Origin of the sequence: Thermomonospora echinospora (assembly GCF_900108175.1) — a bacterium.
Lineage (GTDB): Bacteria > Actinomycetota > Actinomycetes > Streptosporangiales > Streptosporangiaceae > Thermomonospora > Thermomonospora echinospora.
Map to the genome: position 1 here is coordinate 391,784 of NZ_FNVO01000005.1, position 12,755 is coordinate 404,538.

General features: G+C 71.0%; 9 protein-coding genes. 8 read left to right on the forward strand and 1 reads right to left on the reverse strand.

Annotation, left to right across the window (positions count from 1 at the left end; all coding sequences use genetic code 11):
- The first annotated feature begins 91 nt into the window (after positions 1–91).
- From C4U03_RS14920 to C4U03_RS14935, 4 genes are all read left to right on the forward strand, one after another.
- Complete coding sequence (locus C4U03_RS14920) at positions 92–1,363, forward strand: hypothetical protein (RefSeq protein WP_235017871.1); 1,272 nt, start codon at positions 92–94, stop codon at positions 1,361–1,363.
- Between the two features lie 182 nt (positions 1,364–1,545).
- Positions 1,546–2,754, forward strand: coding sequence for a glycoside hydrolase family 26 protein (locus C4U03_RS14925; protein WP_103938336.1), 1,209 nt, complete (start codon positions 1,546–1,548; stop codon positions 2,752–2,754).
- Positions 2,755–2,808: 54 nt separating this feature from the next.
- Positions 2,809–3,540, forward strand: coding sequence for a class I SAM-dependent methyltransferase (locus tag C4U03_RS14930; RefSeq protein ID WP_103938337.1), 732 nt, complete (start codon positions 2,809–2,811; stop codon positions 3,538–3,540).
- A gap of 24 nt (positions 3,541–3,564) precedes the next feature.
- Positions 3,565–4,290 carry a class I SAM-dependent methyltransferase gene (locus tag C4U03_RS14935; RefSeq protein ID WP_103938338.1) on the forward strand — a complete coding sequence of 242 codons (726 nt, stop codon included), beginning with the start codon at positions 3,565–3,567 and terminating at the stop codon, positions 4,288–4,290.
- Positions 4,291–4,405: 115 nt separating this feature from the next.
- Here the strand turns inward: C4U03_RS14935 and C4U03_RS14940 are convergent, their stop codons facing one another.
- Positions 4,406–7,159, reverse strand: coding sequence for a PKD domain-containing protein (locus tag C4U03_RS14940; protein WP_235017872.1), 2,754 nt, complete (start codon positions 7,157–7,159; stop codon positions 4,406–4,408).
- A gap of 376 nt (positions 7,160–7,535) precedes the next feature.
- On the opposite strand from C4U03_RS14940, the gene C4U03_RS14945 reads away from it, so the two are divergent.
- The 4 genes from C4U03_RS14945 to C4U03_RS14960 are packed head-to-tail and all read left to right on the forward strand — an operon-like array spanning position 7,536 to position 12,658.
- Positions 7,536–9,080, forward strand: coding sequence for an O-antigen ligase family protein (locus C4U03_RS14945; protein ID WP_200827243.1), 1,545 nt, complete (start codon positions 7,536–7,538; stop codon positions 9,078–9,080).
- The gene (locus C4U03_RS14950) at positions 9,077–10,267 is read left to right on the forward strand and encodes a phosphotransferase (RefSeq protein ID WP_103938537.1); all 1,191 of its coding nucleotides are present in this window, start codon (positions 9,077–9,079) and stop codon (positions 10,265–10,267) included. The genes C4U03_RS14945 and C4U03_RS14950 overlap by 4 nt, the downstream gene beginning before the upstream one ends.
- Positions 10,264–11,133: a sulfotransferase domain-containing protein gene (locus C4U03_RS14955; RefSeq protein ID WP_103938339.1), complete on the forward strand. Its 870-nt coding sequence runs from the start codon at positions 10,264–10,266 to the stop codon at positions 11,131–11,133. The genes C4U03_RS14950 and C4U03_RS14955 overlap by 4 nt, the downstream gene beginning before the upstream one ends.
- A gap of 1 nt (position 11,134) precedes the next feature.
- The gene (locus C4U03_RS14960; protein ID WP_160146990.1) at positions 11,135–12,658 is read left to right on the forward strand and encodes a Wzz/FepE/Etk N-terminal domain-containing protein; all 1,524 of its coding nucleotides are present in this window, start codon (positions 11,135–11,137) and stop codon (positions 12,656–12,658) included.
- Positions 12,659–12,755 lie beyond the last annotated feature (97 nt).

Consider the following 12,755-nt stretch of genomic DNA (forward strand, 5'->3'; position numbering starts at 1 on the left):
CGAAAGATCCGATTCACCTGACGTGCCTCACGCCGTGTGGTACACAAGTCCAGTTCCTCGCGCCCCCTCCAGAGCCAACCGGGAGCAAATCATGCGGCGACGCGTCACCGTGACGGCGATGGCCGCCACACTGGCGTTCACCGGGGCCATCTCACCCCCCCACGCAACGGCCGACATCAAGCATTCCGCAGTGGTCACCGCCAATCCCATCGACCGGACCCCCCACGTGCTCGACGGCACGGTACGGGCCATCGCGGTGGTGGGCGGCAAGGTGATCGTCGGAGGTAATTTCACCAAGGTCCGCGAGGCCTCCTCCAAGACCGAGATCGCCCGCAAGAACCTCTTCGCCTTCGACTTCGCCACCGGCAAGATCGACACCAAGTTCAAGCCGTCGGTCAACAGCACCGTGTACGCGCTGCAGACCGGCGACAACAACACCGTCTACGCCGCGGGCGGCTTCTGGATCGTCAACGGCGTGCAGACGGGCTCGCTGGTCAAGCTGAACGTGCCGAGCGGGTCCACGGTCACCGCCTTCAAGCCCAACGTGGGCGGCGGGTTGGTGTACGACATCAAGCGGCACGGCTCGCGCGTCTACCTCGGCGGAATGTTCACCAAGGTGCGCGGGGTGGCCCGCAACACCCTGGCCCGTGTCGACGCCACCTCCGGCGCCGTGGACACCGCCTTCGACATCAAGCCCAGCGACCCACGCGCCGGTGACCTCAAGGTCTACAAGATGGCGCTCAACCCGGCGGGCACCCGGCTGCTCATCAACGGCACCTTCACCAGGGTGAACGGCCAGCGCCGGGTGCAGATCGCGATGATAAACACCTCGACGTCACCGGCCGGGCTGTCCAGTTGGGCCACCGAACGGTACGCGGCCACCTGCAACATCAACGCCTTCCACACCTACATGCGGGGCATGGACTTCTCCCCGGACGGCTCGTACTTCGTCGTGGTCACCACCGGCGGCCCGTACGGCAACGTGACCCTGTGCGACACGGCGGCCCGGTGGGAGACCGACCGCAGCGGCGGCGGCCAGCAGCCCACCTGGGTGAACTGGACCGGCGGCGACACCCTGCTGTCCACCGCGGTGACCGGCGCGGCGGTCTACGTCGGCGGGCACCAGCGCTGGCACGACAACCCGCTCGGCAGCGACTTCGCCGGACCCGGCGCGGTGTCCCGGCCCGGCATCGCCGCGTTGAACCCCACCACCGGCAAGGCCCTGTCCTGGAACCCGACCCGCACCCGCGGGCACGGTGTGGAGGCACTGGTGGCCACCTCCCAGGGACTGTTCGTCGGCAGTGACACCGACCAGCTCGGCAAGGAGTACCACGGGCGCATCGGGTTCTTCCCGCTGCCCTGAGCGGGGACGCCGACCGTGATGCCCGGGGCCCACGGCCCCGGGCATCGTCGGTTCCGCACCGGTTCCGTCGGCGGCCCCGACACCGCATTTACCCATTACGGGTGGTGCCCCTGACAGCCCAGTGATAACGAAACACGGCGAACCCTGGTGGGCGGGAAACCGTATAACTATAGTCTTCGGCCATGGCCACGCGACGTTCCCGTTCTCCGCACACCGGCCGCCGTTTCCGGATCCGCCCCGTCCTCGCCGCCGTCACCGGGGTCTGCTGCGGAGCCGTCGCCACGATGGTCGCCTTGGACCCCGGCACGCCGTCCGGGCAGGCATTCTCCGCCTCCCAGGCCGTTCGCCAGGAGGGGCCACGGCCGGTTCCCCCGCCCATCGAACGATTGCCGGATGTTCCCGGCAACGCCGTCCCCGACAGCCGCGACGCGGCGCCCGCCGCCCCGCGGCAGACCGGCGAATGCACGGTGGACAGACTGCTGGTTCCCTCGTGCGGGGCCTGGTGGGGCGCGGCCGTCTCGGACTTCCCGCAGGATCAGGCGGTGCGCGATTTCGAGCACAAGATCGGTCGGCCGCTGGCCATTTACCACGACTACCATCGGGGCCGCAAACTCTTCCCCACCGAGACCGACATCGCCATCGCCCGGGAGCCCGGCAGAAGGCGGCTGCTGCTGCTCAACTGGAAGCCCGACGACGGCGAATCGTGGGCCCAGGTCGCGGCCGGGTCCATGGACGACCATATCGACGTGCTCTCCCGGCACATCAAACGGAATTTCCCGGAGCGCTTCTGGCTGGCCATCCACCACGAACCGGAGGACGAGGTACGGGAATCGCCCGGCTCCGGCTACACCGCCACCGACTTCCGCAACATGTTCCGGCACGTGGTGCAGCGGTTCCGCGCCAACGGGGTGGACAACGCCATCTTCACGGTCGTCTTCATGGCCTACTCCGGGTATGTGATCAAACCGTGGTACAAGAAGCTCTACCCCGGTGACGACGTGGTCGACTGGATCGGCTACGACGCCTATGCCTTCGCCACCACCAAGACGTTCTCGCAACTGGTGGACCAGGCCGCGCCCAACGAGCACAAGCAGGGCCTGGAGGGCTTCTACCGGTGGTCACGGCGCCACTTCTCCGACGACAAGCCGATGATGCTCGGCGAATGGGGCGGCAGCGAACTGAGCGGCGATCCGGGCGACAAGGCCCGGCTGTTCCGCAGCCTCGGCCGGCAGATCAAGAACTTCCCGGCCCTCAAGGCGCTGGTCTACTGGGAGCATCCGAACGGGCCCAAGTTCGGCGACACCCGGGTCGACTCCAGCCCGATGGCGTTGCAGGCATATCGCGAAATCGGCCGACTGCCCTACTTCAATCCGCCCGTCCCGCCGCGCTGACGCGGTTCCCCGCATCACCACGCTGACCAGGTCAGTTCCGGTAGTATCCGCTTTATGCCGACTCTTCAACGTCAGCCGACCGTCTCCTACGACAGCCAGCAGTTCGAACGCCGCATTCGCGAGTACGCCGCGGAGCGGCCCGGCATGCGACTGCGCATCCTGGAGGCCGGCTGCGGGCGGCGCTGGACGCTCGACCTGGAGGGAGTCGACTACCACCTCACCGGGTTGGACGCCAACGAGCATTCGATGCGGATGCGCATCGACGAAGTCGGCGACCTCGACGAGGCCATTGTCGGCGACCTCCGCACGGCGGAACTGGAGCTCGGCTCCTACGACGTGGTGTTCAACTCGTTCGTGCTCGAGCACATCGCGGGCGCGCGGCAGGTGCTGGACCTGATGGTCGGCGCGCTGCGGCCCGGCGGCCTGCTGCTGCTGCGCATCCCCGACCGCGACTCGATGTACGGGTTCATCACCCGGCACACCCCGCACCGGCTGCACGTCACCTACAAGCGGCGGATCCGGGGTAAGAAGCTGGCCGGCACCCCGGGCCGGGGCCCCTTCCCCACGGTCTACGACAAGGTCGTCTCCTACAGGGGCATCGTCGACTACTGCGCGTCCGCCGGGCTGGTCATCGAGAGCGCCTACTCCTCCAACCACCACATCGACTTCTTCGGGCGTCTGGCCCCGGTCGTGGACAGAGGGCTACGCACGGCCGCCGCGCTGTCGTTCGGCCGGCTCACCGCCGACCACAGCAACCTGTCGTTCATCATCCGCAAGGCAGCGTGAGGCAGCACCGCCCTGGGAGGGCAGATGGATAAGCAGCTCGGGCTCGGCAAGTCCAGCGCGAAGGGCGAGCGGGGCATCACCAAGCGCCTGGACGCGCTGTCCAGACAGACCGCACTGCGCGGCGACCGGCTGCTGGACGTCGGCTGCGGCGACGGCGTCTACACGGTCCGGCTGGCCGACGGCTTCTCCGGGGTCGAGGCGATCGACATCCAGGAGGACCGGCTGGCGCTGTTCACCGAGCGCATCAAGGACACCCCGCTGCAGCGGAGCATCACGGTGCGGGCCATGTCCGCCGCCGAGCTGGACTACCCTGACGCCAGCTTCGACCTGGTGACGGCCATCGAGGTGATGGAGCACGTCGCGGAGCTGCCCAGGACCCTGGCCGAGATCCACCGGGTGCTGCGCCCCGGCGGGCGGCTGTGCATCACCACCCCGAACCGGTGGTTCCCGTTCGAGACGCACGGCGTGCTGTACCGAGGGCGGCGCTACCCGAGCAGCCGGGCACCGTTCGTCACCTGGGTACGCCCGGTACACCGGCGCTTCTCCGACGCCCGCACGTTCACCGCCGCCGAGCTGCGGCAGCACCTGGCCGAGGCGGGACTGCGGACGCTGTCGGTCGACTACATGATGCCGCCGTTCGACCGCTCCGGCATCGGCAGGCGCATCCGCGACGTCACCGACCGGATCGAGCGGTCCCCCCTCAGCTTCTTCGGCATGACCCTGATCGTCACCGCGGAGAAGCCGGCCTAACGCCGGGGCCGGCACCCCCACGGCGGAGGGCGGCCCAGAACCAGCCAGAACCGGCCAGAACCGAAAGGCCCGGCCCGGGGAGTCCCCGGGCCGGGCCTTCGGCCTCGTCGGCGTGCTAGCTCTTGCGGGCCAGCACGATCGTCCACATCAGCGCCCGGCTGGCCGCGTCCGTGGTGGCGGTGAGGCCGCCGTACGAGCCGGTCTGCACCGCCCCGCCACTGTCGGCCACCAGCGAGGTCACCCGGCCAGAGCCGGTACCGATGCTGGTCGCCCGGGTCGTCACGCTGCCCGGCGCGGTCCAGGTGTTCGTGGTGGAGGACTTGTCGCCCCAGTAGGAGACGACCCAGCTACCGCCGCCGGCAACGTTGGCGGACGGTGTGGTGTGGTCGACCACCGACGCCGGGTCCGCGGCCTGGCCCACCGCCGCCACCGGATCGGTGGCGCTGGTGCCGGAGTAGGCCAGCAGCCTCAGGTCGGCCTTGGCGTAGGCGTCGAGGGCCACCTCCACGGTCTTGCCGGCGTCATCGGCCTGGGCGACCCGCTGCCAGACCGTCGACCGGGCGATGCCGGACTGGGTGGCGACCTCCTGCCATCCGGCCGGCGGCGTGATCCCCACACCGGTGCCGTTGACGTTCAGGATCAGCAGCATCCCGTCGCCCGGCTGCACGTTCGCCGGGACGGTGACGGTGGCCTTGACGGTGTTGGCGTTGTACCCATCGGTGCCGCGGAACCCGATGTTGACCTGGGTGGGCGACACCGTGATCTGCTGCGTCGCGGTGCCGGTGTCACCTCGGTTGTCGGTCACGGTGAGCTTGACCGTGTAGGTGCCCGCCTCGGTGTAGGTGTGGGACGCCGTCTGCCCGGTGCCGGTGGACCCGTCGCCGAAGTCCCACTCGTAGCCGGTGATGGTCCCGTCCGAGTCGGTGGAGCCCGAGGCGTTGAAGCCGCACTCCAGTTGGTCGCAGTTGCGCGTGAACGAGGCGGTGGGCGGCTCGTTCGGGGTGGGGGCGTTGAGGAACAGCACCCGGCCCCGCCAGTCGCCCTGATCCACCACCACGGGGCTGCCGGAGATCACCCCGCCCTGGAAGGCGATCTTCCGGAGCCGCCCGTCGGAGCTGCTGACGTAGTACAGCTGGCCGGCGTGCACGAACATGCCGTACACGCTGGACCAGTTGCCGCCGGGCAGGCTGGTGCTGGCGGTCCACTCCTGCGGGCCGACCACGCCGCTCTGCGGGGTGAAGTAGCGGTAGTACAGCGCGTTGCTGCCGCGGGTGTAGTAGATCCGGCCTCCGGCGAAGAACATGCCCTGGATGCTCTTGACCTGGTTGTGCCAGGTGGACATGTACGTGAGCTGGTCGGAGCCGTCGATCGCCGTCGGCTGCCCGAAGGTCGTGCCGTCGAAGTCACGGACGTAGAAGTTGCCGTCCGAGGAGCCGTGGTACAGCTTGCCGCTGATCATGAAGGCGCCGCGCTGGTTGCGCCAGTCGATCCCGCCGGTGGCGTCGTTGACCGGCGACTGCGCGGTGGTGCCGTCGAAGGAACGGTGCCGCAGGTAGTTCTGGGCCCCGAAGCCGACGCCGCCGCCGTAGTAGACGTTGCCGGGCAGCTTGCCGAGGTTCTTCTTGGGCACCTCGGTGCCGCCGGCCAGCGGGAACATGGCCAGCTTCATGTGGACCTCGCCGCCGGCGATGTCGGTGTCGCTGCCCATCCACAGGCCCTGGTCGGTGGCCAGCAGGTCGAACACGCCGATGCCGCGGGTACGCCCGGGGTTCCAGGAGAACGGCATGCCGTTGTCGGGGTCGAGCGCGGCGATGCCCTCCCGGGAGACGGCGCCCTGACCGGCGGTGTCGCTGCCGAACGGGTTGCTGGACCAGCGGAAGTGGCCGCCCACGTACACGGCGGTCTCGGTGATCTCCACTGCGTAGGTGGTGTCGCCGCCGGTCTGGTTCACCCAGGTCGGCTGGAGGTTACTGCCGGTCGCGGCGGTCTCCCAGCGGGCCTGGGTGTCGCACAGCTTGGTGGTGCCGCCGGCGGCGCCGGTGGTGGTGATCACGAAGAACTCGCCGTCCGGCGAGAAGTCCACGTCCCGCATGTAGCTGTCGTAGGCGCTGACGCAGGCGGCCTCGTAGCGGTGGGTGTGCCAGTCGGCCAGTTGCGCGGTGGACCCGCTGAGGTCGATCATCACGGCCTGCTGGCGGCGCTGGCCGGCCACGTGGGTGAAGTTGCCCACGACCACCAGCTTGGACTCGTCGGGGCTGACGTCCATCTTGTAGGCGAGCGTGCTGCCGCCGTTCTGGGTGCCGGTGAACTGCAGGTCCAGGAAGTCGTCACGCGCGCCGGTGGCCGGGTCGACAGTGGCCAGCGCGGGCCGGGCGACACCCGAGACGGTGGCGAAGTTGCCGCCGACGTACAGTCGGTCGCCGGCCAGCCGCAGGTCCTTGATTCGCGCGTCGAACTGCGGCCGGAAGGCGGTGTCCAGGGCGCCGGTGGTGGCATTGATCTTGCCGAGCACGAAGCGGCTGGTACCGCCGATGGTCTTGAACGCTCCGCCCACGTACAGCGACTTGCCGTCCTTGGACGGCAGCACCACGCTGACCTCGCCGCCCTGCACGTCCGGGTCGAAGTCGGGGATGATCTCGCCGGTGGTGGCCTTGACCGCGAACAGACCGTTGCGGGTGATGGTCGGCTTGTTGGACCCGGCCTCCTTGACCTGGGTGAACGAGCCGCCGATGTAGACCCGGTCACCGATCTGCACGATCGACTTGACGGCGCCGTCCTGGACGTGCGGCGTGAAGTCGACCGGATCGGCGCTGACCACCTTGCCATGGACGGCCGCGGTGGCCGGCGGGCTCGTCACGATCGCGGCCACGGAGCCGGTGATCAGAGTCAGCCCGATTGCAGAGGCCCATATTCTGCGCAGGGACAATTCTTGCGCCCTCCCCTATCGCTGTACGGCCTCGCCGAGGCCGCGGCCCGAGCGGGCCCTACGGAGCGGGGTGCACGCCGCTGGTTGTTTCGTGGTCCCCGCTCCATGCCCCCGTGGAGCGGGCAGGTTCCGCACGCCCGTCCGCCGGGCCACAGTACAGCTCACATGTCGGGCGCGCCGGGACCATGTTTAACTTTTTGGTCTCATCGCCGCCTCCTGCGCCGCACGGCCGGACCAGCCCGTCGAGGGGAATGTCCCCGACGCGTCCCGGCTCCGGGGGCGACGGGTTAATCTGCGGATGCGGCGAGGTGGGGGAAATGTGAACGGATCGAGCGCTGACGGTGTGCGGCCGGCTCCGTTCGTGCGCCGGCGGGCCCTGCCGCCCTGGCGCCGGCGCGGGCTGCGGACCCGTCCGATGCCGGGAGCCGTCCCCCACTTCGGGCGGACCGGGCGCCGGCCCGGTCCGATCGGCGCGCTGCGGGCGCGGCTGGGGCCCGGCTGGCCGCTGACAGTGATCTTCATCGGCTTCCCGGTGTGGTGGCTGCTGGGCCTGGGCGCGATCATCTTCCTGCTGATGACGGTGCCGATGGCGCTGCACCTGTGGCGGCACCGGGACAGGGTGGTGGTGCCCCGCGGGTTCGGCTGGTGGCTGTTCTTCCTGGCCTGGGTGATGCTGGGGGTCGGGACGCTGTGGGCCGACGCGCCCGGCGCGGTGCTGGGCGGCGGCGCGGGGCGGCTGTTCGTGTTCCTGTGGCGGATGTCGTGGTACCTGGCCGCCACCGTCGTGCTGCTGTTCATCGGCAATCTCAGCGAGCGGGACCTGCCGACCCGGCGGGTGGCGGACCTGCTGGCGCTGATGTTCATCTTCACCACCGCCGGAGGGCTCGTCGGCTCGTTCCTGCCCAACCTGGAACTCACCTCGCCGATGGAGCTGGTGCTGCCGAACGCGCTGGCCAAGAACGCCTTCGTCTACGACTGGATCCATCCCAAGGTCGCCTCCATCGAGACGATCCTGGGCTTCGAGCAGGCCAGGCCCCAGGCGCCGTTCGGCTATGCCAACGTGTGGGGCTCGGCCTACGCCTTCTTCCTGCCGTTCTTCATCATCACGTGGCTGATCCAGGGCGGCCGGTGGCGGCGGGTGACGGGCACGCTGATCTTGGCGATCTCGCTGTGGCCGGTGGTCTACTCGCTGAACCGGGGGCTGTGGCTGTCGCTGGGCCTGATGTCGGCGTTCGTGATCGGCAAGATCCTGATGAGCGGCAACGTCCGCGCGGTGCGCCGGACGCTGGCGGCGCTGACCGTGGGCGCACTGCTGTTCGCCGCCTCGCCGCTGCCGGGCCTGATCCAGGCCCGGCTGGACAATCCGCACAGCAACAACCGGCGGGGGCTGCTGGCCGAGCAGACCGTGCGCAGCGCGCTGACCGGCTCCCCGATCGTCGGGTTCGGCTCGACCAGGGACGTGCAGGGCAACTTCGCCTCGGTGGCCGGCGGCGACCGGCCGGGCTGCCGCGCCTGCGGGGTGCCGCCGATGGGCACCCAGGGGCACATCTGGCTGCTGGTCTTCGCCACCGGAGTGGGCGGTACGGTCTCCTTCATCGCGTTCTTCGTGGTGCGCTTCGCCCGCCATTGGCGTGAACGCTCGCACTACGGCATCGCCGGATGCGCCATTCTGCTGTGCTTCGGGCAGTTCCTTTTCACCTACGACCTCGTGGAGATTCCGCTGTTCACGGTGATGGTTTCGACAGCGCTGACATGGCGTGCGCGCCGCACGGCCGACGCCGCACCGGGCGGAAGGCCCGGATCGGACGCGGAGGCGACGGCCGCCATCGCGCTCGGGCCGGCCGCCGCGGAGCCGGCCCGATGACCGCGACGGCCTGGGTGGAGACGGTCGCGGCGCTGTGGCCGGGCGCCCGCGTGGAACCGTCCGGGGCGCGGGATGGCGGGCCGGCGCGCCGTGAGTTCGTCTTCCTGCCCGACGCGGACCGGCCCCGGCTGCTGCTGCCGGCCGGGTTGCCCGGCGCGGCCGCGGCGGCGCTGCGTCGCTACAGCCACGACCTGGGGCCGGCCCAGCGGATCTCGCGCAGCCTGACCGCCACGGCGGTGCGCACCGGGCTGCCGGAGCGGGCGCTCCGGGACCGGCTGCGCGTGGTCGGCGGGGACGGCGAGTCGGTGGAGGAACGGCTGGGCGGGCTGCTGGGGCGCCAGGTGGTGGTCAGCGTCGGGCTCGGCACCGTCCGGGCCAACCGCAAACCGATCCTGCACGTCCTGACGCCCGCCGGTGAACCCGTCGCGTTCGTCAAGGTCGGGGACAATCCGACGGCACGGGGGCTGATCGCCGCGGAGGCGGCGGCGCTGGAACGGCTGGCGGGGCTGTCGCCGCCCGGCCTCAGCGTGCCGCGGGTGCTGCACCACGGCGACTGGCAGGGTCTGGGGCTGCTGGTGCTGTCGCCGCTGCCGACCAGCGCGCTCGGCTGGCGGCCCCGCCGCAACCCGCCGGTCGCCGCGATGCGCGCCCTGGCCGGGGCCGCCGGCATCGAACGGGCGGCGCTGGAGGACAGCCCCTACTGGACGGGAATGCGACAGGTGCCCGCCCGGCTGGCGGACACTGCCGTCGCCGAACGGCTGGCCGGGGTCATCGAGCGGATCGGCGCCCGTCACGGCGCCCGGAAGCTGGACTTCGGCGCATGGCACGGCGACTGGACGCCCTGGAACATGGCCTGGCATCGGGGCGTCCTACAGCTATGGGACTGGGAGCGGTTCGCCGTCGGCGTGCCGTTCGGTTTCGACCTGCTGCACTACCGGCTGCAGGAGGCCGCCCGACTGTCGGCCCGGTCGCCGTACGAGGCATGGCCGGACGGGGCGCCGGCCTTGCTGGAGCCGCTGGGCGCGTCGGTCTCCGGAGGCGCCGGCCGGGCCACCGTGGAGCTGTACTACCTGGAGCTGTGCGCGCGCTACCTGCTGGCCGCCCAGGAGCCGATCGGCGACCCGCTGCGGGAACAGTCCCGCCGGCTGCTCGACCTGCTGCACGACCATGCGGGGAGGAACCGATGATCTCAAGGCGCGACGCGCCGCTGTGGGTGAAGCAGACGGGCCGGGCGGTGTCCCGCGGCGCCGGGCGGCTCACCGCCGGGACGCGGATGCTGCCCGGTTTCCTGATGGTGGGCACCCAGCGCGGCGGCACCACCTCGCTGTTCCGGTCGCTGGCCGAGCATCCAGGGATCGTTCAGCCCAACTTCCACAAGGGCGTGCACTACTTCGACGTCAACTACCACCGGGGCCCCACCTGGTACCAGGGGCACTTCCCGACGCGGGCGGCGGCCCGCAAACGGGCCGCCGGGACCACCGACCGGCCGCTGGCGTTCGAGTCCGCCGGCTACTACATGCACCACCCGCTGGCCCCCGGCAGGATCGCCGCCGACCTTCCCGGGGTGAAGCTGATCGTGCTGCTGCGCGATCCGGTGGAGCGGGCGTACTCGGCGCACAAGCACGAACTGGCCCGGGGGTTCGAGACCGAGCCGTTCGAGCGGGCGCTGGAACTGGAGCCCGAGCGGCTGGCCGGGGAGGTGGAGAAGATGCGCGCCGACGACGCCTATCTGAGCCACAGCCACCGCCACCACTCGTACGTGAACCGCGGGCAGTACGCCGACCAGTTGGAGGTGCTGTTCGAGCTGTTCGGCCAGGATCGGGTGCTGGTGCTGTTCGCCGAGGACTTCTTCGCCGAGCCCGAGCCCCACTACGACCGCGTCATCGACTTCCTGGGGCTGCCCCACTGGCGTCCGGCCTCCTTCGAACGCCACAACGCCCGGCCCAGTTCGCCCATGCCGGCGACGGTGCGGGCCCGGCTGTCGGCGCACTTCGAGCCGTACGACGAGAAACTCGCCGCGCTGCTCGGTGAGGTTCCCGCCTGGCGGCGATGACGTGAGCACGCGGTCTGAGGCCCCGGCCGCCGGCGGCCGTACGGCGGCCACGGACGCGACGTCCGCGTTGCCCCAGGTCTCGGTGGCGCCCCCACGGCCCGCCGCGATCGGCCGTCCCTCCCGCGTCCCGGTGCCGGACGCCGTCTCCCTGACGTGGTACACCGGGCTGGTCCGCCGGCAGTGGTGGGTCCTGGTGGCCGCCGTCCTGGTGGGTGCGCTGCTGGGCACGCTGCGCACGATGCTGCTGGTGGAGCCGACCTACACCGCGACGGTGGCGGTGCTGGCGCCGCCGGTGTCGCTGCACTCCGGCCTGCAGGCGTCCACACCGCTGGCCGGCAGCGCGGACTCGGCGGCCAAGCGCCGCCCGCGCGACTCGACCATGGACACCGAGACCCAGCTCGTGCTCTCCAACGAGGTGCTCAGCAGGCTGTCCACCTTCCCGGGGTTCCGGGTCGAGCGCCAGGAACTGGTGGAACGGATCTCCATGCGGGTGCCGCCCAACACCCGGGTGTTGACGATCATGGTGCGGGCCGACAGCCCGGCCGCCGCCCGCGACGGCGCCGACGTCCTCGCCGAGGCGTACCTGACCCTGCGCGAGGAGATCCTGGGCGGCATCCAGCAGCGCAACCGGGAGAGTCTGCAGCGCCGCCAGAAGCTGTTGCAGGAGGAGCTGGAGGCGCTGCCGGGCGACCCGGCCGAGCTGACCCGGCTGACCGTGCGCACCCGCCGGCAGGCCATCAACCGCGAAATCAGCGAGGTGCAGCGGCAACTGTCGGCGCTGGACGGCACCGCCGTCCAGCCCGGTGAGGTGGTGCGCGGTGCGGGCCTGCCGGCCGCACCCGACAACCCCGGCCGCCAGGTGTCCCGCACCGGCGGCGCGGCCCTGGGGCTGCTGGCCGGGGTGGCGCTGGCACTGCGGCGTGACCGCCGTCCGCGGCGGCTGCGCTCCACCGGCGACGTGCGCGACTCACTGGCGCTGCCGGTGCTGGCCGAGGTGACCGGGCGGCGGGCGTCCCGCCTGCACGCCTACCGGCGGCTGCGCAACCTGATCAACGAGCGGCGGGCCCGGACCCTGCTGCTGGCCGGCGCGCCGACCCGAGACGTGGTGGAACTGGCGCACGGGGTCGCCGCCGCCTGCAAGGAGGGCGGGATGGACGTCGCCGTGCTGGAGATCGGCGCCCGGGCCGCCGCCCGCTCGACGCCCTACCGGGTGGTGGCGGTCGGCGTCGACGAGGAGGAGCGGGTGATCACCGCCGCGCTGGCCAGAGCCCGCCCGGACACCGACGTGGTGATCGTGACGGGCATGTCGCTGGGCGAGGCGGACTCGGTCGGCGGCGCGGTCGGCTGTGATCTGACCGTGCTGGCCGCCGACGTCGAGCACGTGCTGGACCGGGAACTGATCGCCGGCGTCGAGGCTCTGGAGAAGGTGACGGCGGCGCCGTACGGGCTGGTGCTGATCGTCCCCGACGGCTCGCGCACACGCCGCGGCCCGGGGCTCTCCCGGCTGCGCGGACGGCGGCCGTGACGGGCCAACGGCACCGACGATCGGATGAATGGACGGTAATGTCGAGGCAATCAGACGGCCAGGAGCCGGTCTGCACGTCGGGGCCTCGCTCATCAGG

Bases quoted from the DNA above. Each gene is read 5' to 3' on its own strand.
- C4U03_RS14920 (WP_235017871.1), top strand. From the start codon at position 92: ATGCGGCGACGCGTCACCGTGACGGCGATGGCCGCCACACTGGCGTTC.
- C4U03_RS14925 (WP_103938336.1), top strand. From the start codon at position 1,546: ATGGCCACGCGACGTTCCCGTTCTCCGCACACCGGCCGCCGTTTCCGG.
- C4U03_RS14930 (WP_103938337.1), top strand. From the start codon at position 2,809: ATGCCGACTCTTCAACGTCAGCCGACCGTCTCCTACGACAGCCAGCAG.
- C4U03_RS14935 (WP_103938338.1), top strand. From the start codon at position 3,565: ATGGATAAGCAGCTCGGGCTCGGCAAGTCCAGCGCGAAGGGCGAGCGG.
- C4U03_RS14950 (WP_103938537.1), top strand. From the start codon at position 9,077: ATGACCGCGACGGCCTGGGTGGAGACGGTCGCGGCGCTGTGGCCGGGC.
- C4U03_RS14955 (WP_103938339.1), top strand. From the start codon at position 10,264: ATGATCTCAAGGCGCGACGCGCCGCTGTGGGTGAAGCAGACGGGCCGG.